Here is a 21,955-nt window from a genome sequence, read left to right as displayed (position 1 = left end):
ACCATGAAGTTCGGAATCGCGACGTTCATCACCGACGACGGCATTCGCCCCGGACCGCTGGGCGCGGCACTCGAGGAACGCGGGTTCGACTCGCTGTTCATCGCCGAGCACTCGCACATCCCGGCCAGCAGACAATCGCCCTATCCAGGCGGTGGCGATCTCCCGCGCGTCTACTACCGCACGCTCGACCCGTTCGTCGCCCTCACGGCGGCCGCCGCGACGACGACGAACCTCCTGCTCGCCACCGGCATCGCGCTGGTGCCGCAGCGCGACGTGATCCACCTGGCCAACGAGGCCGCCAGCCTGGACGTCGTGTCCGACGGCCGGGCCGCGCTGGGTGTCGGCGTCGGCTGGAACCGCGAGGAGATGCGCAACCACGGTGTCGACCCGAAGACCCGGGGCGCGCGGATGGCCGAGCAGCTGGCCGCGCTCAAGGAGATCTGGACGAAGGAACAGGCCGAGTTCCACGGCACCCAGATCGACTTCGACCCGATCTTCGCGTGGCCCAAGCCGGTGCAGCAGCCGCACCTGCCGATCTACATCGGCGGGGAGAGCCCCGCGGCGCTCGACCGGCTGGCCCAGTACGGCGACGCGTGGCTGCCGCGCGCTCAGACCACGCCCGCCGAGCTGACCCGCGTGCGGCAGTGGCTGGCCGACCAGGGCCGCACGGACGTGCCGTTCACCATCTTCGGCGCGGGCCGGGACCAGGCCGCGCTCGACGGTTTCGCCGAGGCAGGTGTGGAACGTGTGACGTTGCTGCTGCCCACCCGGCCGGAGTCGGAGACCCTCACCGAACTCGACGAGCTCGTGAAGCTGACGGAAAGCCGGGGTTAACCGAGTTATCTCTCTCTTAGTAGTCCTTGACTACGCTGCGTGGACATAATGATCCACACTTGAGAGTGAAACCCTTTTCCCAGGTGGCTCGTTTGTGGGTCACCACTCGGCGTTTTCCCAGGCACGCTGGCCGAGAAGGTGGGACCCGCCGAAGCCGCGATTGCGGAGCTGTGCGCACAATGCGTGGTATCTCCCCGCACTGCGCACGGAAGGTCGTCCCCCACATGATGATGGTCGAGATGCTGGCTCAGATGCCGGACCTGCGTCGGCGCATTCTGGCTGATCACGTCGCGGATTCCACGGGTCATTGTCGAGACTGCGCACGTGCGATCTTCCCGTGCGAGGTGTTCCTGATGGCCAGCGAGGCGGACCGGCGCAGCGGGGTTCCCGCCTGGGCCGGTCCGCCCCAGCAGGCCGACCGCAGGCAGGCGCCGCCGCAGGCACCACCGATGGCTCGCCGCCCGGTGCCGCCGATGCCGAGGCAGCCACGGCAGCCGATGCGCGCCACCATGCAGGCGCCCACGCAGCTGCCGGCCCAGTTGCCGATGCAGCCGGCGCCGCGTGGTTCGGCACAGCTCCCGCCGCAGCGCCGCGCCGCCTACCCGCCCGCCCCGCCGGCTCCGAACGACGGCCCGGCGATGCTGTCCGCGTCCAGCCGCGGCCGCTCCTGGACGGCCCGGCGGCACGAGCTGGACCTGCCGTCCCCCCGCGAGACGCCTCTCGAGTCGTCGTCCGCCCCGCGCCACCTCATGGGCCACCGGCGGCCGCCGGCCCCCAAGCAGGAGCTCATCGACGTGCTCGAGGACGTTCTTCGCTGGTCCCGCTGACGTCGAGGAGGCGTTTCGCCACGGCGGCGATCGCCTCGCGGACCTCTCGTGGAGCCTCCAGGGTGTACTCGGCGTCGAGCGTCACGAGATCCATCGCGATCTGGTCGATCCGGTCGGCACCGAGCCGCACCGTGCAGCTCCGATCGTCGAGCGGCTCCACCTTCCCCGGCAACGGCGCGGGCAGCCAGGCCGTCACGGTCGCCGCCGGAGCCTGCACCGTCGCCGTCCCCCGGTAGCGGTAGGGCGCCTCGGTGATCGACGCGGCCAGGTAGGCGGCGGCGCTCGCCGAGGGCAGTGGACGGGGCGTGAAGCGATGCCGCACCGGCACCGGCCCGACGAGCCGGTCCAGCCGGAAGTTGCGCCAGTCGTCGCGGTGCAGGTCGTAGCCGAGCAGGAACCAGCGCCCGTACGTGCTGACCAGGCTGTGCGGCTCGACCCGGCGTGAGCCTGCGACACCGGACCTGCCGCGATAGTCGAAGACCACTATCTCGTGGTCCCGGCAGGCGGACGCCAGAACCGCGAGCACCTCCGGGTCCGCCGGGACCGCTCCCCGGTACAGCGTGGGAACGATCGTGGCCTCGAACGTGCCGACCCGGTCTCGTAGCCGGGACGGCAACACCTGTTCGAGCTTGGCCATCGCCCGCACCGCCGTGTCCTCGATACCCGCCACCGACGCGTTGACCGCCGTCCGCAGCCCGATCGCGATGGCGACCGCTTCGTCGTCGTCGAGCAGCAACGGCGGAAGATCGCGGCCGGACCCCAGCCGGTAGCCGCCGGCGACACCCGTGCTCGCATCGACCGGATAGCCCAGCTCACGCAGCCGCTCGATGTCCCGGCGCACCGTGCGGTCGGTGACCCCGAGCCGCTGCGCGAGCTCACGTCCCGGCCACTCACGTCTGCTCTGCAGCAGCGACAGCAGCCGCAGCATCCGTCCCGGCATGTCCGTGCTCACCCGGCCAGAATGCCATCCACTACGGACAACCTGTGTCCTAAATGCTGCATAACCTGCGGGCATGTCTTCCTTCAACGAACTGATCTCGCAGGTCGACGGCCCGGTACAGCGTCCGGGCGACGCGGGCTACGACACCGAGCGGTCCGGGTTCCAGGCCTCCTACCGGCACGAGCCGTCGGTCGTCGTCGGCGCGACCGGGGTCGACGACGTCTGCGCGGCGGTGCGCCACGCCGCCGCGAACGATCTCCCGGTGGCCGTGCAGTCCACCGGTCACGGTCTGGCCGTACCGACCGAGGGCGGGGTGCTGGTCAGCACCCGCCGGATGACCGGTGTGCGGATCGACCCCGCCGCCCGCACCGCCCGCATCGCGGCGGGCACCCGGTGGGGCGAGGTCGTGGCCGCGGCGGCGGCGCACGGTCTGGCGCCGCTCAGCGGTTCGTCGTCGGAGGTCGGCGCGGTCGGTTACACGCTCGGCGGCGGCCTGGGTGTGCTGTCCCGCGAGTTCGGTTACGCGGCGGACCACCTGCGCTCGGTCGAGCTGGTCACCGCCGACGGCACCGTTCGCCACGTCGACGAGTCCCACGACCTGCACTGGGCGCTCGCCGGCGCGGGCGGCAACTTCGGGGTCGCCACGTCGGCCGAGATCGGCCTGGTGCCGGTGAGCAGGGTGTACGGCGGCGGGCTGTACTTCGACACCGCGCACGTGCCGGCCGCCCTGGACACCTGGCGGAGCTGGGTGCAGACCGTTCCCGAGCAGCTGACCTCGAGCATCGCGCTGATCCCGATCCCGGACCTGCCGATGGTCCCCGAACCTCTGCGTGGCCGGTACGTCGCGCACATCCGGGTCGCGTTCACCGGCGACGCGGAGCGCGGCGAGGAACTGGTCGCGCCGCTGCGCGCGATCGGCCCCCGGCTCATCGACACCCTCGCCGAGATGCCGTACACCGAGTCGCCGTCGATCTACAACGACCCGACCCAGCCGCACGGCTACTACGGCACGAACGCCATGCTCGACGCTCTCGACGCCGGCGTGCCCGCCACGGTGCTCGACCTCGTGGGTCCCGATGCGCCGGTGCCCTGCGTGGTGCAGATCAACCACCTCGGCGGCGCGCTGGCCCGCCCGCCGGCCGTCCCGAACGCGGTGGCGCACCGAGGCGCCGAGTTCCTGGTCCGGGTGCTGTCCGTGGTCAACGGGCCGGCGCCGAGCGTCGAGCATGCCGCCCCGACCCTGCTCACCGACGCGCTCAAGCCCTGGACGATCGGTCGTTCGCCGAACTTCGTGTTCGGCGAACGCAGCACACCCGAGCAGGCGCAGACCTGCTACCGCCCGGAAGACCACGGGCGGCTGGCAACGCTCAAGGCGGCCTACGACCCGGCCAACATGTTCCGCTGCACTCTGAACATCCCGCCGGTCCGGGTGGCTCAGCCCTCCTGAGCTCCCGAGGGGTTGTCGTCGCCCAGCTGATAGGTGCCGTGCCCCTCGACGACCAACGGACCGTCGAAGATCAGCACCTCGTTGACGAGGTTGCCCTTCTGGTTGCGGTAGTTGATCACCAGCGTGTTGATGCCGACGTAGCTGGCGACGACCTCGAACCGCAGGTCGGGGATCAGCCGTAGCCCGGTCGCCCAGTACTCCCGCAGCGCGTCCTTGCCCCTGATCACGCCGTCGCTACCGCTCAGCACTCGCGCCGCCACCGGGGAGGTGAACGTGACCCGCGGCGCGAAGTGCTCGAGCAACGCCTCCAGGTCGTGCGCGTTCCAGTGCTTCACCCACTGCTCGACGAACTCAGCCGCGTCAATGCCGTCCATGCCGGACATCTTCTCAGTGAGCCCGGCCTCAGCCGTCCGGGATCGGCAGGGTGATCGGCGCCGGCACCGGCCGGCCGAACAGCAGCGCGACCACGTCGCTCACCGTGTGGGCGCCATCGTCCAGCGTTGCGGCCGGGTCGAGCTGGTACATGACCGCGACGGCGTACCGCTCGCCCTCACCCGCGAAGCCGACGCTGTTCGCGACCCAGTGCTTGCCGTACGGGTCGACCTCGTCCGACCAGCCGTTCTTGTTGCCCGGCTGCTGGGCCGGCCCCGCCGCCCAGACGCCCCAGCGCTGGTTCGGCGCCACCCCGCGCAGTGCGGCGACCAGGTACGCGCGATCGGCCGGCGCCGTCCGGTCGAGCACGTACGCGGTCAGCGCGGCCAGGTCGTCGACCGTGCATTTCACGAACCCCCAGTACGCGGACCTGCTGAAACCTGGCACGAAGTGCAGCCCGGGCATGCCGAACCGGTCGCGGAACCTGGCCAGCATGGGCTCACCGCCGAACTTCCTCCACAGTCTGTCGGTCGCGGCCTCGTCGGAGGAGTTGAGCATCGCGTCCATGTCGTGCTGGTCCTGCTCGGCGAGCACGATCCGGCCGGCTCCCCGCTCGGCCAGCAGGTCGGCGGCGATCGCCAGCTTGACCGTCGATGCGGTCCAGCCGGGTTGCGCGGTCGGACCGGTCCGCCAGCTCTGCCCCGTCAGACGGTCGGTGAACACGACGCTCAGCGCACCCCGAGGACCGACCACCTTCGACGAGTAGGCGCGCACCGCGTCGAACCGCTGCTGCTGCTCGCAGGTCCAGCCGCCGGCACAGCTCGCGGCGGCCGCCGCGCTCGCGGCCGGCGGCTCGATCGGGACCGGCGGCGGGGCGCAGCCGGCCGCAAGGGCGGCGCACACCACGCCTGCCGCGAGCGGACGCAACACCGGGTACACAGGTCCAGGACCGTACCCGAAGGAATCCGCCATACCCCTCTTGTGGGAGAGCTTGTCCACCACACAGAGGGACGCACCGGCGGTGTTTCCCGAGCACAATGCTGTCCAGAACTGACGTACACGGGAGGCCCACCATGACCGTCGAAGCGGATTTCATCCCAGCGACAGCGGAGAGCAAACCAGAGCACTCCCCGATCGACGTGTCGTCCAAGGCGTTCTGGGCGCAGACATCCGAGGAGAGGGACAAGACCTTCGCCCGCTTGCGTTCCAACCCGGACGATCATGTCTCCTGGCAGCGGCCGGTCGAGGACGCGGTGACCCCGGACCCGGACGACCCGGGTTACTGGGCGGTCGTCAAGCACGCGGACATCGTGAAGGTCAGCAGGGACAACGACACCTACATCTCCGGACAGGGTGTGCTGTTCGACCTGCTGCCGCCGTACTTCCTGGAGCTGTCCCAGTCGTTCCTGGCGATGGACAACCCGCGCCACGACCACCTGCGCAAGCTGGTCTCCTCTGCGTTCACACCGAAACAGATCCGGCGCATCGAAGACCAGATCACCACGGCCGCGCGTGAGGTCGTCGACGGTTTCGCCCGCGACTCCTCCGGCGAGATCGAGTTCGTCGAACGCTGCGGCAAGGTGCTGCCGACCCGCATGTTCTGCGACATGTTCGGCGTCCCCGAGCAGCACCGCGAACTGGTGCACAAGAGCGCGGGCGACGTGGTCGCCTGGGCCGACCCGGAGGCGCTCGGTGACCGGTCGCCGCAGGAGGTCCAGGTCGAGGCGTGCACCAACCTGCACGCGGTGGCCAAGGAGCTCATCGACGAGCGGCGCAAGAACCCGGGCGACGACCTGCTCAGCAACCTGGTGCAGGCCGACATCGACGGGGAGAAGCTGACCGACTTCGAGATCGGCTCGTTCTTCGTGCTGCTGTCGGTGGCCGGTACGGACACCACGAAGCACACGTCGGCGTTCACCGTGAAGGCGATGACGGAGTTCCCCGACCAGCGGGACTGGCTGCGCGAGGACTTCGACGGTCGGATCAAGTCCTCCATCGAGGAGTTCATCCGCTACGCGTCGCCGGTCATGACGTTCCGCCGTACCGCGGTGGCGGAGGCCGAGCTGGGCGGTAAGCGGATCATTCCGGGCGACAAGGTCGTGCTGTTCTACCCGTCGGGCAACTACGACGAGGACGTCTTCACCGACCCGGACCGCTTCGACCTGTCCCGCAACCCGAACCCGCACGTCGGTTTCGGTGGCGGCGGCGCGCACTTCTGCCTGGGCAACCAGCTGGCCAAGAGCATGCTGCGAGCGTTGTTCTCGGAGCTGCTCACCCGGGTACCCGAGTTCGAGGCGGGCGAACCGGACCTGCTCGGCACGAACTTCATGCGGGGCGTGAAGCGCATGCCGTTCCGTTTCAAGCCGGAGAAGTAACTCGACGGAGGCCGCTGGCCGCCCTCTCCTCCTCGGTCGGAATGTGACGTACTGTTCACCGACAGGCACCTTCCGACCGAGGAGTTCTCCGTGCTCCGCAACGATGTCACCGTCGACGTCGACACGGTCGTCGGTCTGCTCGACGAGGTCGGCGCGGTCTTCGATTCCTTCGATCCGCCTGCTCCGAGCCAGATCCGCGACCACGCGTCGGCACGCGCCGCGTTGGACGACGCATGGCAGCATGCTTTCACCGCCGTCACCTCACAGTCCCGGCCCGACTCCGGTGACTTTCCGAGGCGGATGGGTCTGCTGCAGCGGATCAAACAGCTCGACCAGGAGCTGTTGGTCGACATGCTGCGGCATCGTGATTCGGCGTTCGACCGGGTTCGGGACGCCCTCGCGCTGGTGAGTGGGGCGGAGTCCGGTGAGACGCTGCTGAAGCCGGCGGTCGCCGCGATCTGTGCGCTGGGGTTCGACCGGGCGATCGTGTCCCGGATCGAGGACTCGACCTGGCTGCCGGAGCGGGTGTACGTGGAGCGCGACGAGCAGTGGGCCCGGGAGATCCTGGAGGCGGGCGGGTCGACCCCGCAGGTCCTCGACTACTCGCTGGTCGAGACCGAGATGGTCCGCCGGAAGGTCGGCATCGTGGTCCGCGACGTCCAGGACCGCCCCGGGGTGCACCGCCCGATCGCGTCGGTCTCCAAGTCCCGTTCGTATGTGGCCGCTCCGCTGGTCGCGGGTGGGGACGTGGTCGGTTTCCTGCATGCCGACCTGTACTACCAGCGCCGGGACCCGCACGAGCTGGACCGGCGCATGCTGACCCTGTTCGCGGAAGGGCTCAGCCAGGTGCTGGCGCGCACGACCATGACCGACCGGCTGGTGTCGCTCAGTGCCGGCCTGGGCAGGTTGGCGGATGTCGCCGCGAAGGCGCCGACCCAGATGATCAGCCTGTCCGGTGCCGCCTCGGTGCCCCAGGCGCCGTCGGTGCCGTCGTGGGAAACCGCGAACAGCGCGCACGACGGCGACCGGGTCATCCACGGCACGCACGGGGCAGTGCTGACCCGCCGCGAGGTCGAGGTGTTGCGGCTGCTTGCGAGCGGCGCCACGAACGGTCGCATCGCGAAACACCTGGTCGTGTCCGAGGGCACGGTGAAGTCACACGTCAAGAACATCCTGCGGAAGCTGGGTGTGGAGAACCGGGTGGAAGCGGCCGCGCGGTGGCACGAGATCGAGAACCGCCGGACGTCACCGAGTGCTGCTGCTCGGTGACGCGCTCCGGGGCCGTTGCGCCTCGGGGCGGTGCCGGAAGATCGTGTGCTGGAACTCGTCGAACACGCCTCGTAGCTGGTCACGGTCGACCGGCCGCTGCATCTGCTGCATGCCGACGAGCAATCCGAGACCCATCGTGGCGAGCCGCGCCGCGGTGTCCGTCGGGATGCCGAGGTCCTCGATCAACACACGCAGCGCGGTGTGCCGCGTGGCGTCCACGCGACGGACGACGTGTGCGACCCGCTCGTCGCTGCGGCTCCACGCGCGAATGGCCGATTCGGCCTCGTGCGGCAGCTGGATCGCCATCTCCCGCATCAGGTCGATACCCTGCGCGCGGTTCTCCCGAGCCACGGCCATGTCGGCGACACGTTGGGTCCGTTCCGCTTCCCAATGGCCGAGCAGCGCATCGACGAATCCGTCCATGCTGCCGAAGTAATGGTAGAAAGATCCGCTGGTGACACCGAGTCGCCCGCACAACCGGCTGATCGTGACGCTTTCCGAGCCGTTCTCGGCGAGGCACGCGTAGGCGGCCGCGAAGTACTGCTCCTGGGTCACCTTGACGTATCTGGGTTCCCTGGGCACCCGCGCACCGTCCTTTCCTGAACTGCCGTCACTCATCCTCGCGCAGTTTCAACATGGTACGCAGGACGTATTCGACGGCCGCATCGAACGCACTTCCCCGCAGCTCGTCTCGCACCGCAAGGTTCTGCGCGGCAAACTGCACCATCCGGTCGGTGCCGACCCGACGGACGAGCAGCGCCGCGATCTCTTCAAGCTCCAGCCCCGGATTGTCGAGCCGGGTCAGCGCCAACTCGACAACAAGCTCCTCGTCAGTCACCACCGCGCTCCAGCGGAGAAGGTCCACACCCTGCCCATCTTCGTACAACGTCATCCGCACAGAACCTGTGCAACGCACCACAGGCCCCTGATCGTGGACGCTGCCGAGTGGTTTCATCCCCGGCTGGCTCGTCAGTGTGCTTGGCCTAGCAGGTTCATCCCCGCTGGCCATCCAGTGTGCTTGGCGTGGCCGCCCGCTATCAACCCCCGGCTGGCGCCGGCCTCGCGCGGGTTCCTGGTTGCACTGCCTCGGGGGCGAGGTTTCAGGGTTGACAGCGGGCGGCCACGCCAAGTGCTGAGCCAGGATCGCGGGGATGGGGGTGGTGTGCGTGCATGCCGTGCTTGGTGGCGTGCCGATGGCGCTGTCTTTGCGCATCGGGCTGCGCCCTCGCGCGATCGCGTAGTCCCAGGAGTGTCTGTGGTCACTTTTGTCACGCTTCGCAGAGCTTCGTGTTGCGTCGCAGATGTTGCAACATCTGCGACGCGACATGAGCCTCTGCGAAGTGCCCCGAGTGTCACCGGGGAACACAGCTTGCCCATTCGGGTGGGCGCAGCAGGATTCGAACCTGCGACCGCTCGGGTGTAAACCGAGTGCTCTCCCGCTGAGCTATGCGCCCGTCTACTGCCGTCTATCGGCTCACCGCTGAACTACAGCGCGGCGAGTGCTTTCTTCCAGGCTTCCTGGTCGCGCGCTTCTCCGGGACCATTGACCTCGCTGAAGCGAACCACACCGGTCGGATCCACCAGGAAGGTGCCCCGGACCGACATGCCACGCTCTTCCTGGAACACACCGTAGGCCTTGGCGACGTCGCCGTGCGGCCAGAAGTCGGACAGCAGCGGGAAGTTGTAGTTCTGTGCCTGTGACCACGCCTTCAGCGCGAAAGGGTGGTCGACGGACACCGCGAGGACCTGCACGTCGTCGTTCTGGAAGCTGCCGATGTCGTCGCGGACGGCGCACAGCTCACCGGTGCAGATGCCGGAGAAGGCGAACGGGTAGAAGACCACGAGCACGCTCCGCTCACCGCGGAACGAGGACAGCGTGACTTCCTCGTTGTTCTGGTCGCGCAAGGTGAAGTCCGGTGCTTCGGTTCCGACCTGCGGTGCCATACCTGGGTATCTCCTCGAATTGCGAACTCGTCCGGTGGCCACGGCGCGGCCGTGACCACCGGTCAAGCCTAGTCGCTGTTCAGCGCCGGGACTTGGCGGCCCGTGGCGCGACTAGTCGCGCCCCGGCCCATTCGGCGCTGACGGTTGCGTTCGATGTCTGCGACAGACCGGCTGTCGGTGCGGCTTCGGCGATCTCACTGGGCTCGACGTGCCCGGGACGGCCGGTCTTGGGTGTCAGTACCCAGACCACCCCGCTGTCGGTCAGCGGTGTTCCGGCGTCCACCAGGGCGTCCGCAAGGTCTCCGTCGCCCTCACGCCACCAGAGCAGCACGACGTCGACCACCTCGTCGGAGTCCTCGTCGACCAACTCGTCCCCACACCGTTCTTCGACGGCATTGCGGATTTCATCGTCGACATCGGAGTCCCACCCCAACTCCTGGACCACCATGCCTGGCTCGATGCCGAGCTTTCCGGCAATGTCGTCCTTGCCGGCGTCTCCCGCGGCGGCGACCACGATTCTGTCCTCCTTGTTGCTGTTCATGTGCTCCTGCTCGCGACCCCGCGTGCGAGATAGCCCACCATCTCGGATGCGGAATCGGAACACGATTGATCCCCTCACCGCAACCGGACGCACCGAGATTGTCCGATCTAGTGGATGACGCCGCTACCTGGAGCCCGTGTTCGGGCCACTTTTCGAGCGACGATCGGGCCGGGCGTGAAGCCTCGGTGAGACCACCATGCGCGTCCGGACCGGTAGAGGGCACGATGGTACCTACCGAAGATGTATCGAGAACCCAGGGAGACCGTGGTGACCGGCCAGAACAGAGTCCATGTCATCCGCGATGGTCTGGCGGCGTACCTGCCGGACGTCGATCCGGACGAGACGGAGGAGTGGCTCGACTCCTTCGACGGCATGTTCGAAGCGTCGGGCCAGCAGCGCGCCCGGTATCTCCTGCTTCGTCTGCTGCAGCGAGCGCGTGAGCACCATGTCGGTGTTCCGGCCCTGACCAGCACCGACTACGTCAACACGATTCCGACCGAGCGTGAGCCGTGGTTCCCCGGTGACGAGGAGACCGAGCGCGCCTACCGCCGTTGGATCCGGTGGAACGCGGCGATCATGGTGCACCGCGCGCAGCGTCCCGGGGTCGGTGTGGGCGGCCACATCTCGACCTACGCGTCGTCGGCGTCGCTGTACGAGGTCGGTTTCAACCACTTCTTCCGGGGTAAGGACCACCCGGGTGGTGGCGACCAGGTCTACATCCAGGGCCACGCCTCGCCGGGCATCTACGCGCGGGCCTTCCTGGAGGGCCGGCTGACCGAGGACCGGTTGGACGGTTTCCGCCAGGAGCTGTCGCACGGCGGCGCGGGTCACGGCCTGCCCTCGTACCCGCACCCCCGGTTGATGTCGGACTTCTGGGAGTTCCCCACGGTCTCGATGGGCCTCGGTCCGCTCAACGCCATCATGCAGGCGCGGTTCAACCGATACCTGCGTGACCGGGGCATCAAGGACACCTCCGACCAGCACGTATGGGCGTTCCTCGGCGACGGCGAGATGGACGAGCCGGAGTCGCGCGGCCTGATCCACGTGGCCGCGACGGAGGGTCTCGACAACCTGACGTTCGTGATCAACTGCAACCTGCAGCGGCTGGACGGACCGGTCCGGGGCAACGGCAAGATCATTCAGGAGCTGGAGGCGTTCTTCCGGGGCGCCGGCTGGAACGTCATCAAGGTGATCTGGGGCCGCGAGTGGGACGCGCTGTTGCACGGCGACAAGGACGGTGCGCTGGTCAACCTGATGAACACCACGCCGGACGGTGACTACCAGACCTACAAGGCGAACGACGGCGGTTACGTCCGCGACCACTTCTTCGGTCGCGACCCGCGCACGAAGGCGCTCGTCGCCGACATGTCCGACCAGGCGATCTGGAACCTCAAGCGCGGTGGGCACGACTACCGCAAGGTGCACGCCGCCTACGCGGCCGCGACGGGACACCACGGCCAGCCGACGGTCATCCTGGCCAAGACCATCAAGGGCTACGGGCTGGGAACGCACTTCCAGGGCCGCAACGCCACGCACCAGATGAAGAAGATGACCCTGGAGGACCTGAAGGACTTCCGGGACGAGCAGCGCATCCCGATCTCGAACGAGCAGCTGGAGCGCGACCCGTACCTGCCGCCGTACTACCACCCCGGCGACGACGCGCCGGAGATCCAGTACCTGCACGAGCGGCGCAGGCTGCTCGGCGGTGCGGTGCCCAGCCGCAAGGTCGCCGCCAAGCCGCTGGTCCTGCCCGGCGACAAGGTCTACGACGTGGTCCGGCGTGGCTCGGGCAAGCAGGAGGTGGCCACCACGATGGCCTTCGTCCGCCTGCTGCGCGACCTCATCAAGGACAAGGAGGTCGGGGCCAGGTTCGTGCCGATCATCCCGGACGAGGCGCGCACGTTCGGGATGGACTCGATGTTCCCGACGCAGAAGATCTACAACCCGCACGGCCAGCTGTACACGTCCGTGGACGCCGAGCTGATGCTCGCGTACCGGGAGAGCGAGCAGGGCCAGCTGCTGCACGAGGGCATCAACGAGGCGGGCTCGGTCGGTTCGTTCACCGCGGTCGGCACGTCCTACGCCACGCACGGCGAGCCGATGATCCCGCTGTACATCTTCTACTCGATGTTCGGTTTCCAGCGCACCGGCGACGCGATCTGGGCGGCGGCCGACCAGATGGCTCGCGGGTTCCTGCTCGGTGCCACGGCCGGCCGGACGACGCTGACCGGTGAGGGTCTGCAGCACAATGACGGCCACTCGCTGCTGCTCGCCGCGACGAACCCCGCGGTGCTCGCCTACGACCCGGCCTACTCGTTCGAGATCGGCCACATCGTCCGGGACGCGCTGGCCCGGATGTACGGCACCGACGAGCAGCGCGCGGGCCGCGACCCGAACGTCTTCTACTACATGACCCTGTACAACGACCCGTACGTCCAGCCGGCCGAGCCGGAGAACCTGGACGTGGCCGCACTGCTCAAGGGCATGTACCGCTACAAGCCTGCCCCTGAGGCGCTGCGGCACCGGGTGCAGATCCTGGCCTCCGGGGTGGCGCTGCCCTGGGCGGAACGCGCGCAGGAGCTGCTGGCCGAGCACTGGTCGGTGGCGGCGGACATCTGGTCGGTCACCTCGTGGGGCGAGCTGCGCCGCGACGGCGTGGAGTGCGAGCAACACAACCTGCTGCACCCCGACGCCGATCCCAAGGTGCCGTACCTGCGTGAGGCGCTGTCGGACGCGGAGGGGCCGATCGTCGCGGTGTCCGACTGGATGCGTGCGGTACCCGACCTGATCCGTCCGTGGGTACCGTCCGACTTCCACACGCTGGGCACCGACGGCTTCGGCCTGTCGGACACCCGCCCGGCGGTGCGCAGGCACTTCAACGTCGACGCCGAGTCCATCACGGTGCAGGCACTGGCGGCGCTCGTCGAGCGCGGCGAGCTCGACCGTCAGACGTTGATCTCGGCGACGAGCAAGTACCACATCGACGACCCGAGGGCGGCCGGACCGCAGACCTCGGACTCCGGGGTGGCCTGACCAGCACGCGAGCTGATTACGCCGGGTGGGGCGCTAGATCACTCCACCCGGCGACAGCCCTCCCCTCATGGGGTGCTATCGCGGTACTCTGCCGCCGTTGCTTTCTTCGGAAGTCGATCGGCGTGTCGCACACCGGTCGGCGCCAGACTGGAGTAAGCGGCCCGGCCCGTGACGTGGTGCTGCGGGTCGGCGCACACCGGGGTCAGACACCCGGCGATTGAGTACGAGGAGAGCAAGAATGGCAGAGGGCACCGTCAAGTGGTTCAACAGCGAGAAGGGCTACGGCTTCCTCGCTCCCGACGGTGGTGGCGCGGACGTGTTCGTGCACTACTCCTCGATCCAGAGCAGCGGTTACCGCAGCCTGGACGAGGGGCAGCGCGTCTCGTTCGACGTCGAGCAGGGCCAGAAGGGCCCGCAGGCGACCAAGGTCACGCCCCTGAGCTGACCTCATCCGCTCCCTCCCGGGGATGACCTGGTCTCATCCCCGGGGCCGGGCAGTGCCTCACGCCCGGTATATCAGCCGAGAGTGCTGCTCATCTCCCAGATGAGGACTTCGGCGCCGGTCGGGCCGGCGGTGACCCGCTGACCTTCGCTGATGGTCACCCGCGCGGAGTCGCCGGTGTTCAGCAGCCCGGTCCCTTCCACGGTGACCGACCCGCGAGCGATGAAGAGGTGGGCGAGCGGCGAGGTCGGTAGTTGCGTGACGGCGCCTGGCTCCAGCCGGGCGGCGTAGAGGGCCGCGTCGCGCTGGTGGATCGAGATGGCGCGGTCGTCGCGGTGCTTCGGCATGCCGGACGCGACCACGATCTGCTCACCGCTGTCGAGCTGGTCGGTGACGTCGAGCTGCTCGTATCCCGGTTCGATCCGCGCCTCGTCGGGAAGCACCCACATCTGGACGAAATGCACGTCCTTCGTATGGCTCCCGGTCTCCGGTGTCAGCGTCCACGAGTCGTTGCGCTCGGAATGCAGGATCCCGGTGCCCGCGCTCATCCGCTGGGCCAGACCCGGGTACACCACGTCGGCGTTGCCCTCGGAGTCCTGATGCACGAGCGAGCCGTCCAGTACCCAGGTGACGATCTCCATGTCCCGGTGCGGGTGGGTGTCGAAACCCGTGCCTGCCTTCACCACGTCGTCGTTGTTGACGAGCAGCACGCCGAAGTGGGTGTTGGCGGGGTCGTAGTGCGGACCGAACGAGAAGCTGTGCCGCGAGTCCAGCCATCCCGTCTCGGAATGCGCACGACCATCGGCCCGGCGGACGTCGACCGCCTTGGTCAACCGCGTCGTCTCTGTCATCGCTGCCTCCCCTAAATTTAGTTGAACGCTTGACTAAACCGGACGCCCCGGCGATCTATTCCCGGCCCGCGTGCGCTGTCCCGTGCCATGCTGCCGGACATGACCAGGGTGTCCCAGGCGACCCGGCGGCGCCTCGAGCAGGCCTCCGGCGGGCTCGCCGCCACCAGCGTCGCGGCGATGACCCAGCAGCTTCCCTGGTTCCGGCGGCTGTCCGCGGATCAGCGAGCCGGGGTCCTGCTGGTGACCCAGACCGGCGTGACCAACTTCGTCGCCTGGCTCGGCGAACCGGGCGAGACCATCCGGTTGACCGCGGACGCCTTCCGCATCGCGCCGAGGGACCTGGCCCGCCGGATCAGCCTGCGCCAGACCGTCGAGCTGGTGCGGGTCGCGATCGAGGCGTTCGAGGACCAGCTGCCCCTGCACGCGGCCGACGACCGGGAACGGCGCCTGCTGACCGAGGGCATCCTGCGCTTCGGGCGCGAGATCGCGTTCGCCGCCGCCTCGGTGTACGCGAGCGCCGCCGAGTCCCGGGGTGCCTGGGATGCGCGGCTGGAAGCGCTCGTGGTCGACGGCGTGGTGCGCGGCGAGGTGGACGACGCACTGCTGTCCCGCTCCTCGGCACTGGGCTGGGACGCCGAGCAGCCGGTCACGGTCCTGGTCGGCAGCCCGCCGTCGGAGAGTCGCCCCGAGCCGCTCGTCGTGCTGCGCCGCACCGCCACGAGACTCGGCCGATCCGTACTGCTCGGCGTCCAGGGCGCCCGGCTGGTCGCGTTGCTGTCCGGCACGCTGCTGGCACCACCTCGGCACGTGGACGGCCCCGCGAAGCCCGATCCGGCGACGAGACTCGCCGACACGTTCGGCCCCGGCCCGGTCGTGATCGGCCCGACCGCACCCTCCCTCGCCCTGGCCCACACCAGCGCCCGCGACGCGCTGCAGGGGCTGCGAGCGGCGGCGGGCTGGGCGGACGCGCCCCGGCCGGTCCACACCGACGACCTGCTCCCGGAACGCGCGCTGGCGGGCGACCCGCACGCGCGGGCGCAGCTGATCGGCGACATCGTCGCACCGCTCGCCGAGGCGGGCGGCGAGCTGACCCGCACGCTGGGCCACTACCTGGACAACGGCTGCGCGCTGGAGTCCAGCGCCCGCACCCTGTTCGTCCACGCCAACACCGTGCGCTACCGGCTACGCCGGGTGAGTGAAATCACCCGGCGCGATCCGACCGATCCCCGGGACGCACTCGTGTTGCGGATCGCACTCATCGTGGGCAGGCTCGCTCCCCCATCCGAGCCGACGCTGTCGCCCTGAGCAGCCAGAACCGGCGCCGACCGACAAAGTTCGACACTGCATGACCGATCACGTACCAGCAATGTTTGTAGGAACCCTACAAACAGACGCGGCCTACTTCGTGTGCGTCGTCATGCCCACGAACGGCTCGGACAGTGTTGGGTATGGCGAGTGATTGCCGTGCTCGCCCCAGGACAGGGGTCTCAGACACCCGGAATGCTCACCCCCTGGCTGGAGGGCCGGTGGGCGGAGCAGACCGACGCGGGGACCACCCTCGCTCGATGGTCCGAGTCCACCGGTCTCGACCTGGCACGTCTCGGCACCACGGCGGACGCCGAGGAGATCAAGGACACCGCCGTCACCCAGCCGCTCATCGTCGCGGCCTCGCTGCTGGCCTACCAGCAGCTCCACGCTGCGCTCGGCGACAGCGGCCTCCCCTCGGACGCACCCACCGCCGGCCACTCCATCGGTGAGCTGGCCGCCGCGGCGATCGCGGGTGCGCTGTCCGCCGACGCGGCCGTCGAGCTGGCCGCCGTCCGGGGCCGGGAGATGGCCGCGGCGTGCGCCCAGGAGTCCACCGGCATGAGCGCCCTGCTCGGTGGCCAGGAGGACGAGGTGCTGGCCAGGCTCGACGAGCTGGACCTCTACCCCGCCAACCGGAACGCCGCCGGACAGATCGTCGCGGCGGGACCGATCGCCGCGTTGGAGCAGCTGAAGGCCGAACCACCGAGGGGCGCTCGCGTCATCCCGCTCAAGGTCGCCGGCGCCTTCCACACGCGTTTCATGGCGCCCGCCGAGGACGCGCTGCGCGGCTACGCCGAGAAGGTCGACTTCGCCGACCCGAGCCGTCCGATCCTGTCCAACGCCGACGGCGCGACCGTCACCGATGGCTCGGACCTGCGTGACCGGCTGGTCGCGCAGGTGACCCTTCCGGTTCGCTGGGACCTGTGCATGGCGTCGCTGCGTGAGCTCGGCGTCACCTCGGTGATCGAGCTGGCCCCGGCCGGTACGCTGTCCGGGCTGGTCAAACGTGAGCTGAAGGGCACGATCGCGAGCGGCGCGATACTGCCGTTGAAGAGCCCTGATGATCTGGACAAGGTGGCCGACTTGATCGCCGAGCACGCCGGGAGCGCGTCATGAGCTCCGCCCGCACTTCGCTCAACCTGGTCCAGGCCGCACCCGGTGCGCGCATCGTCGGCTGGGGAAGCTCACAGCCCGAGCACGTCGTCACCAACGACGATCTGGCCAAGCGCGTCGACACGAACGACGAGTGGATCCGGGAGCGCGTCGGCATCGTCAGCAGGCGCATCGCCGACAAGGACACCTCGCTGGTCGACATGGCCGTGGCAGCGGGTTCGCGGGCCATCAAGGACGCGGGACTGAGCCCGTCCGACATCGACACCGTGCTGGTCGCGAACTGCACCATGCCGACACCGATCCCGAACGCCGCCGCCCAGGTCGCGCACCTGATCGGTATCGAGGCGCCGGGCGCGTTCGACCTGAACGCGGCATGCGCCGGGTTCTGCTACGGCGTCGGGATGGCGTCCGACCTGGTCCGGGCAGGTTCGGCGCGGACGGTCCTGGTGATCGGCGCGGAGAAGCTGTCCGACTGGCTCGACTGGGACGACCGCTCCACCTGCATCATCTTCGCCGATGGCGCGGGTGCGGCCGTGGTGACCGCGGCCGAGTCGACCGAGCAGGTCGGGATCGGCCCGCTGGTCTGGGGCAGCGGCGGCGACATGGCCGACGTCATCAAGATCACCGACGACACGAACGCCATCACCCAGCAGGGCCAGACGGTCTTCCGGTGGGCCACCACCAAGATCGCCCCGATCGCGTTGCAGGCGATCGAGGCCGCCGGGCTGACCCCGGCCGACATCGACGTGTTCATCCCGCACCAGGCCAACCTGCGCATCATCGAGGCGGTCGCCAAGCGGCTGCGCAAGGCAGGCGCACGGGAGGACATGAAGGTCGGCCAGGACATCGTCCACTCGGGCAACACCTCGTCGGCGTCGATCCCACTCGCCGTCGATCACATGCGCGCCGCCGGCGAGATCTCGTCGGGCGATGTGCTACTGCTGGTCGGGTTCGGCGCGGGCCTCAGCTACGCCGCACAGGTCGTAGTCTGCCCGTAACGAACCCGCCCGACACCCCCTGTTAGATAAGACCTGAACCCACATCAGGGTTCGCCAGATCGAAAGGGAAACCACGTGAGCAACGAAGACATCCTCTCCGGCCTCGCCGAGATCGTCGAGGAGATCGCCGGAGTGGACGCCTCCGAGGTGACCACGGACAAGTCGTTCGTCGACGACCTCGACATCGACTCGCTGTCCATGGTGGAGATCGCGGTTCAGGCCGAGGACAAGTTCGGCGTCAAGATCCCGGACGACCAGCTGGCCGAGCTGAAGACCGTCGGCGATGCGGTGGACTACATCGCTAAGAACAAGTGACGTCGAACGACGTCGTAGTCACCGGGCTCGGCGCGACGACCCCGCTCGGCGGGGACGTCGCGTCGACCTGGGACGGCCTGCTCGCCGGCCGTTCCGGGGTGTCCAGGATCGAAGCCGACTGGGTCGAGCAGCACGACCTGCCGGTGAAGATCGCCGCGCAGCTCGCCGTCGACCCCAGCGAGGTTCTCAAGCGCGTCGAGGCTCGCCGGATGGACCGGTGCGAGCAGGTCGCGATCATCGCCGCCCGTGAGGCGTGGCAGCACGCCGGCGCTCCCGAGGTGGAGCCCGAGCGGCTCGCCGTCATCGTGGGTACCGGCATCGGTGGCGCGGTCACGCTGCTGACCCAGGACGACCTCCTGGAGACCGGCGGCGTCCGCAAGGTCAGCCCGCTGACGATCCCGATGCTGATGCCGAACGGCCCGGCGGCCCATGTGGGCCTCGAGTTCAAGGCGAAGGGCGGCGTGCACGCGCCGGTCTCGGCGTGCGCGTCCGGTGCCGAGGCACTCGCCTGGGGCTACCGGATGCTCAAGGCGGGTGAGGTCGACGTGGTCATCGCGGGCGGCGCCGAAGCCTGCATCACCGGCATCCCGCTCGCCGGCTTCACGCAGATGCGCGCCATGACCATCACCCACAACGACGACCCGGAGCACGCCTCCCGGCCGTTCGACGCGGCCCGCGACGGCTTCGTCCTCGGCGAGGGCGCCGGGATCATGGTGCTGGAACGGGCCGAGTACGCGGCGGCTCGCGGCGCGACCGTGCACGGCAGGCTCGCCGGCATCGGTACGTCGTCCGACGGCTACCACATCACCGCGCCCGACCCGGAAGGTCACGGCCAGGCGCGTGCCATGAAGGCCGCGCTGCGCAGTGCCGGGCTGGATCCGGCCGACATCGGCCACGTCAACTGTCACGCCACCTCGACCCCGGTCGGGGATGTCGGTGAGGCCGTCTCGGTGCGCAAGGCGATCGGTGACCACCCGATCCTGACCGCGCCGAAGGGCAGCCTCGGTCATCTCCTCGGCGCCGCGGGCGCGGTGGAGGGCATCGCGGCGCTGCTGTCGATCCGTGACGGCCTGATCCCGCCGACCGCCAACCTCGAGAACGTCGACCCCGGTGTCGGCCTCGACGTGGTGTCCGGCGAGCCGCGCAAGGTGGAGCTGACCGCGGCGCTGAACGACTCGTTCGGCTTCGGCGGCCACAACGTGGCGCTGGCGTTCACGTCCGTATAGCCGTATCGCTCGAACGCGGGGCCGCGCGCCGTCAGGTGCGCGGCCCCTCGTTCTAGCGACAGGGTCCGACGAGCACTCCGCTCGGACCGGTCGCATCGATGCGTAGCGGGTCGCCGGTCAACGTGTAGGACACGCGCCAGCAGTTCTGTGGCCGCTTGTCCGGCGAGTCCTGTGCGTTCTGGGTGCTGGCGAACGACACGAGCGCGATCAGCCGGCCACTGCCGGCGTCGTCGATCCGGGTGAGGCGAATGGTGCCGACCTTGGTGCTGCGGTAGCCGGTCGTCCACTTCTCCTGCGGGTCCTGCGCGGCTCGCGCCGAGGTCACCGTGTCGGTCCAGGCGCTGTAGTTCTTGCTGTTGATCGCGTTGAAGTAGCGGCTCAGCACGTCCGAGACGGCCTGTGACTGCGAGTGCGTCCAGGCATCCGAGCTCATCTCCAGATTCGGGTCACCGGCTGTGGTCGCCGGGGCTTCCCGGACGCCCGCCATGGGTACCGCACGCATCTGGGCCAGCCGAAGTCCCGCGACCCCGATCAACGCGCCGAGCAGAACCACCAGGATGACAACGAGCGTCACCGCCCATCTTTGATCACCGCGTCCGGCCACTGAGGAAGCCTACATACAGGCTCCCGGACCGATCAGCCGACCTGGTGCAGAAGAGTGACAGGAGCACCGTCACCGGCACAGCGGAACGGCTCGAGGTCCTCGTCCCACGCGGTGCCCAGCAGCTCGTGCATCTGGCCCCGGAACTGACCCCGTCCGGACATGATCGAGCGCAGCTGGTCCTCGGCGATCATGATGTCGCCGTTGGCACTGGTACGGCCGCGCCACAGACCCAGGGTCGGGCTGTGACAGAACCGCTGCCCGTCGACGCCCTCGCTGGGCTCCTCGGTCACCTCGAAGCGGACGACCGGCCAGGCCCGTAAGGCACCTGCGATCGCACCCGAGCCACCTGCGGGCCCGCGCCACGAGCACTCTGCCCGCATCTGGCCAGGTGCGGCCGGCTGCGGGCTCCAACGCAACGAGACCTGGGTCCCGAGTACGCCGGATATCGCCCACTCGACGTGCGGGCACACCGCAGTCGGCGACGAGTGGACGTAGATCACTCCACGTGTACTCACTGCTGACCTCCGCTGTCGAGATAGGGAACGTCTTCCCCAACGCCCTCGCTCGGCATACGGACTTCACCAGTAGCGTGCGCAGTCTGCCGGAGTCCCGGCCGCAACGCCAATCGCGACACGCCCGAAAGATCAGCCGGTGCCGAGAAGCCGGTCACTCCACAGCCGGAGCGCCTCGGGGGTCGCTCCCCGAGCCGTCAGCCACTCCCACGCGCCGCCCTCGGGACCGTCGATCTCGTCCAGTACGGCGGTGATCGCCTCGACCGGCACGCCCATCAGCCTCTGGGCGTGGGTGGGGTCGATCTGGTCGAGCGAACCGACCGTCTTGCGCGCCAGGATCGCCGGGAGCTGGGTCTCGGTGCGCAGGTAGTCCTCGGTGATCTCCTCGCGGGACACGCCGGCGGCACGCAGCAGGAGCGCCGCGACGACGCCCGTGCGGTCCTTGCCCGCCGCGCAGTGCAGCAGGACAGGGCCGTCGGCGCGGGCGGCCCACTCGACGATGGTCGCGAACTTGTCGCCGCCCTCGGCGAGCATCCGCAGGTAGGCGGTCGCCAGGTCCGGGATGTCGGCGAACGCAACCACACTGTCGTCCTCGCCGCGCACCGCCCTGCTCAGCAGCGGAAGTGCCTTGACGACGGTGTTCGGGCCGGTCAGGGGGTGTTCGACCCCGCCGAGCTCGTCGGTGCCGCGCAGGTCCACGACGAGCGACGGCGGCCATGTCACGCCGTCCGGGTTGCGGTCGCCGGCCAGGGGTGCGGCGCTGCGCTGCAGGACGCCGGGCAACGTGCGTTGACCGGTGTCCGTTCGCAAGCCTCCGAGGTCGCGCAGGTTGGGCAGCAGATCGGGGACGAGTCCCGAGTTCACGATGTCGGCGCTCATACCTTCCAGTGAGCCACGCGGAGATGGCCGGCAACAGTCATCGTGGTGAGCGGATCGCACACAGAGTTGTGCAACGCGCCACAGTGCGGCCACCCGGGTGGGCTGGCGCACACCGCTACTGAGGA

At 69.1% G+C, this 21,955-nt stretch carries 23 protein-coding genes and 1 tRNA gene; 12 read left to right on the top strand and 12 right to left on the bottom strand.

All coding sequences use genetic code 11. The features are described from left to right. Nucleotides 1–3 precede the first annotated feature (3 nt). Both G406_RS0133105 and G406_RS0133100 read left to right on the top strand, forming a co-directional pair. Nucleotides 4–834 carry an LLM class F420-dependent oxidoreductase gene (locus G406_RS0133105; protein ID WP_028937125.1) on the top strand — a complete coding sequence of 277 codons (831 nt, stop codon included), beginning with the start codon at nucleotides 4–6 and terminating at the stop codon, nucleotides 832–834. A gap of 224 nt (nucleotides 835–1,058) precedes the next feature. After that, complete coding sequence (locus G406_RS0133100; protein WP_028937124.1) at nucleotides 1,059–1,661, top strand: hypothetical protein; 603 nt, start codon at nucleotides 1,059–1,061, stop codon at nucleotides 1,659–1,661. On the opposite strand, the gene G406_RS0133095 is transcribed toward G406_RS0133100, so the two are convergent. Further along, nucleotides 1,621–2,613 (bottom strand): helix-turn-helix transcriptional regulator, encoded by a 993-nt coding sequence (locus tag G406_RS0133095; protein WP_028937123.1) that lies wholly within the window; start codon nucleotides 2,611–2,613, stop codon nucleotides 1,621–1,623. The two genes, G406_RS0133100 and G406_RS0133095, sit on opposite strands and share 41 nt — an antisense overlap. 61 nt (nucleotides 2,614–2,674) lie before the next feature. Here G406_RS0133095 and G406_RS0133090 point away from each other — a divergent pair, with 61 nt between their 5' ends. Then, nucleotides 2,675–4,048, top strand: coding sequence for an FAD-binding oxidoreductase (locus G406_RS0133090; RefSeq protein ID WP_028937122.1), 1,374 nt, complete (start codon nucleotides 2,675–2,677; stop codon nucleotides 4,046–4,048). Here G406_RS0133090 and G406_RS0133085 read toward each other — a convergent pair. Both G406_RS0133085 and G406_RS51470 read right to left on the bottom strand, forming a co-directional pair. Further along, entirely contained in the window at nucleotides 4,036–4,422 is a 387-nt protein-coding gene (locus tag G406_RS0133085) for a nuclear transport factor 2 family protein (protein WP_084216582.1), read from the bottom strand. The genes G406_RS0133090 and G406_RS0133085 overlap by 13 nt on opposite strands. A 28-nt stretch (nucleotides 4,423–4,450) precedes the next feature. Further along, nucleotides 4,451–5,392 (bottom strand): serine hydrolase, encoded by a 942-nt coding sequence (locus G406_RS51470; RefSeq protein WP_156935277.1) that lies wholly within the window; start codon nucleotides 5,390–5,392, stop codon nucleotides 4,451–4,453. A gap of 101 nt (nucleotides 5,393–5,493) precedes the next feature. Between G406_RS51470 and G406_RS0133075 the strand changes: the two genes are divergently transcribed. Together G406_RS0133075 and G406_RS59465 are read left to right on the top strand one after the other, a co-directional pair. Then, nucleotides 5,494–6,795: a cytochrome P450 gene (locus tag G406_RS0133075; RefSeq protein WP_037079548.1), complete on the top strand. Its 1,302-nt coding sequence runs from the start codon at nucleotides 5,494–5,496 to the stop codon at nucleotides 6,793–6,795. A gap of 90 nt (nucleotides 6,796–6,885) precedes the next feature. Then, a complete protein-coding gene (locus G406_RS59465) occupies nucleotides 6,886–8,064 on the top strand; it encodes a LuxR C-terminal-related transcriptional regulator (protein ID WP_051343002.1) in 1,179 nt (392 codons plus the stop codon). Here the strand turns inward: G406_RS59465 and G406_RS51460 are convergent. The 5 genes from G406_RS51460 to G406_RS0133045 form a co-directional block, all read right to left on the bottom strand. Beyond that, entirely contained in the window at nucleotides 8,041–8,682 is a 642-nt protein-coding gene (locus tag G406_RS51460; RefSeq protein WP_064743110.1) for a TetR/AcrR family transcriptional regulator, read from the bottom strand. The genes G406_RS59465 and G406_RS51460 overlap by 24 nt on opposite strands. Further along, nucleotides 8,675–8,956 carry a hypothetical protein gene (locus G406_RS0133060; protein ID WP_051343063.1) on the bottom strand — a complete coding sequence of 94 codons (282 nt, stop codon included), beginning with the start codon at nucleotides 8,954–8,956 and terminating at the stop codon, nucleotides 8,675–8,677. Before G406_RS0133060 ends, G406_RS51460 begins: the two co-directional genes overlap by 8 nt. Nucleotides 8,957–9,446: 490 nt before the next feature. Beyond that, a tRNA-Val gene (locus G406_RS0133055) sits at nucleotides 9,447–9,518 on the bottom strand. A gap of 31 nt (nucleotides 9,519–9,549) precedes the next feature. Next, entirely contained in the window at nucleotides 9,550–10,008 is a 459-nt protein-coding gene (locus G406_RS0133050; protein WP_028937118.1) for a peroxiredoxin, read from the bottom strand. A gap of 79 nt (nucleotides 10,009–10,087) precedes the next feature. Beyond that, nucleotides 10,088–10,549: a DUF3052 domain-containing protein gene (locus tag G406_RS0133045; protein ID WP_037079545.1), complete on the bottom strand. Its 462-nt coding sequence runs from the start codon at nucleotides 10,547–10,549 to the stop codon at nucleotides 10,088–10,090. A gap of 267 nt (nucleotides 10,550–10,816) precedes the next feature. On the opposite strand from G406_RS0133045, the gene aceE reads away from it, so the two are divergent. Together aceE and G406_RS0133035 are read left to right on the top strand one after the other, a co-directional pair. Further along, entirely contained in the window at nucleotides 10,817–13,582 is a 2,766-nt protein-coding gene (aceE, locus tag G406_RS0133040; RefSeq protein ID WP_028937116.1) for a pyruvate dehydrogenase (acetyl-transferring), homodimeric type, read from the top strand. Between the two features lie 238 nt (nucleotides 13,583–13,820). After that, a complete protein-coding gene (locus tag G406_RS0133035) occupies nucleotides 13,821–14,027 on the top strand; it encodes a cold-shock protein (protein ID WP_028937115.1) in 207 nt (68 codons plus the stop codon). Nucleotides 14,028–14,098: 71 nt separating this feature from the next. On the opposite strand, the gene G406_RS0133030 is transcribed toward G406_RS0133035, so the two are convergent. Next, nucleotides 14,099–14,875, bottom strand: coding sequence for a pirin family protein (locus tag G406_RS0133030; protein WP_028937114.1), 777 nt, complete (start codon nucleotides 14,873–14,875; stop codon nucleotides 14,099–14,101). 99 nt (nucleotides 14,876–14,974) lie between these two features. On the opposite strand from G406_RS0133030, the gene G406_RS0133025 reads away from it, so the two are divergent. The 5 genes from G406_RS0133025 to G406_RS0133005 all read left to right on the top strand — a co-directional run bounded on the left by G406_RS0133025 (nucleotide 14,975) and on the right by G406_RS0133005 (nucleotide 19,835). Then, nucleotides 14,975–16,180, top strand: a complete 1,206-nt coding sequence (locus G406_RS0133025) for a PucR family transcriptional regulator (protein WP_084216581.1) — start codon at nucleotides 14,975–14,977, stop codon at nucleotides 16,178–16,180. Nucleotides 16,181–16,330: 150 nt separating this feature from the next. Continuing rightward, nucleotides 16,331–17,299, top strand: coding sequence for an ACP S-malonyltransferase (locus G406_RS0133020; protein WP_028937112.1), 969 nt, complete (start codon nucleotides 16,331–16,333; stop codon nucleotides 17,297–17,299). Beyond that, entirely contained in the window at nucleotides 17,296–18,294 is a 999-nt protein-coding gene (locus G406_RS0133015; protein ID WP_028937111.1) for a beta-ketoacyl-ACP synthase III, read from the top strand. The genes G406_RS0133020 and G406_RS0133015 overlap by 4 nt, the downstream gene beginning before the upstream one ends. 75 nt (nucleotides 18,295–18,369) lie before the next feature. Beyond that, nucleotides 18,370–18,609: an acyl carrier protein gene (locus G406_RS0133010; RefSeq protein ID WP_028937110.1), complete on the top strand. Its 240-nt coding sequence runs from the start codon at nucleotides 18,370–18,372 to the stop codon at nucleotides 18,607–18,609. Then, nucleotides 18,606–19,835, top strand: coding sequence for a beta-ketoacyl-[acyl-carrier-protein] synthase family protein (locus G406_RS0133005; RefSeq protein WP_028937109.1), 1,230 nt, complete (start codon nucleotides 18,606–18,608; stop codon nucleotides 19,833–19,835). The genes G406_RS0133010 and G406_RS0133005 overlap by 4 nt, the downstream gene beginning before the upstream one ends. A gap of 52 nt (nucleotides 19,836–19,887) precedes the next feature. Here the strand turns inward: G406_RS0133005 and G406_RS54795 are convergent, their stop codons facing one another. The 3 genes from G406_RS54795 to G406_RS0132990 form a co-directional block, all read right to left on the bottom strand. Next, nucleotides 19,888–20,409 carry a hypothetical protein gene (locus G406_RS54795; protein ID WP_051342999.1) on the bottom strand — a complete coding sequence of 174 codons (522 nt, stop codon included), beginning with the start codon at nucleotides 20,407–20,409 and terminating at the stop codon, nucleotides 19,888–19,890. A gap of 62 nt (nucleotides 20,410–20,471) precedes the next feature. Continuing rightward, the gene (locus G406_RS0132995; RefSeq protein WP_028937108.1) at nucleotides 20,472–20,954 is read right to left on the bottom strand and encodes a DUF3145 domain-containing protein; all 483 of its coding nucleotides are present in this window, start codon (nucleotides 20,952–20,954) and stop codon (nucleotides 20,472–20,474) included. A 129-nt stretch (nucleotides 20,955–21,083) separates the two neighbouring features. Further along, the gene (locus G406_RS0132990; RefSeq protein ID WP_028937107.1) at nucleotides 21,084–21,830 is read right to left on the bottom strand and encodes a tyrosine-protein phosphatase; all 747 of its coding nucleotides are present in this window, start codon (nucleotides 21,828–21,830) and stop codon (nucleotides 21,084–21,086) included. Nucleotides 21,831–21,955: the final 125 nt, after the last annotated feature.

Source organism: Actinospineispora spinosispora DSM 44797 (assembly GCF_000429025.1).
In the GTDB taxonomy this organism is placed as follows: domain Bacteria; phylum Actinomycetota; class Actinomycetes; order Mycobacteriales; family Pseudonocardiaceae; genus Pseudonocardia; species Pseudonocardia spinosispora.
The sequence above is the reverse complement of the archived record's forward strand: the minus strand, read 5'-3'. Positions and strand labels throughout refer to the sequence as shown.

Bases quoted from the DNA above. Each gene is read 5' to 3' on its own strand.
- G406_RS0133035 (WP_028937115.1), top strand. From the start codon at position 13,821: ATGGCAGAGGGCACCGTCAAGTGGTTCAACAGCGAGAAGGGCTACGGC.
- G406_RS0133100 (WP_028937124.1), top strand. From the start codon at position 1,059: ATGATGATGGTCGAGATGCTGGCTCAGATGCCGGACCTGCGTCGGCGC.
- G406_RS51470 (WP_156935277.1), bottom strand. From the start codon at position 5,392: ATGGCGGATTCCTTCGGGTACGGTCCTGGACCTGTGTACCCGGTGTTG.
- G406_RS0133090 (WP_028937122.1), top strand. From the start codon at position 2,675: ATGTCTTCCTTCAACGAACTGATCTCGCAGGTCGACGGCCCGGTACAG.
- G406_RS0133075 (WP_037079548.1), top strand. From the start codon at position 5,494: ATGACCGTCGAAGCGGATTTCATCCCAGCGACAGCGGAGAGCAAACCA.
- G406_RS0133030 (WP_028937114.1), bottom strand. From the start codon at position 14,875: ATGACAGAGACGACGCGGTTGACCAAGGCGGTCGACGTCCGCCGGGCC.
- G406_RS0133045 (WP_037079545.1), bottom strand. From the start codon at position 10,549: ATGAACAGCAACAAGGAGGACAGAATCGTGGTCGCCGCCGCGGGAGAC.
- G406_RS0133025 (WP_084216581.1), top strand. From the start codon at position 14,975: ATGACCAGGGTGTCCCAGGCGACCCGGCGGCGCCTCGAGCAGGCCTCC.
- G406_RS0133050 (WP_028937118.1), bottom strand. From the start codon at position 10,008: ATGGCACCGCAGGTCGGAACCGAAGCACCGGACTTCACCTTGCGCGAC.
- G406_RS0133060 (WP_051343063.1), bottom strand. From the start codon at position 8,956: ATGACGTTGTACGAAGATGGGCAGGGTGTGGACCTTCTCCGCTGGAGC.
- G406_RS51460 (WP_064743110.1), bottom strand. From the start codon at position 8,682: ATGAGTGACGGCAGTTCAGGAAAGGACGGTGCGCGGGTGCCCAGGGAA.
- G406_RS0133085 (WP_084216582.1), bottom strand. From the start codon at position 4,422: ATGGACGGCATTGACGCGGCTGAGTTCGTCGAGCAGTGGGTGAAGCAC.
- G406_RS0132990 (WP_028937107.1), bottom strand. From the start codon at position 21,830: ATGAGCGCCGACATCGTGAACTCGGGACTCGTCCCCGATCTGCTGCCC.
- G406_RS0133015 (WP_028937111.1), top strand. From the start codon at position 17,296: ATGAGCTCCGCCCGCACTTCGCTCAACCTGGTCCAGGCCGCACCCGGT.
- G406_RS0133105 (WP_028937125.1), top strand. From the start codon at position 4: ATGAAGTTCGGAATCGCGACGTTCATCACCGACGACGGCATTCGCCCC.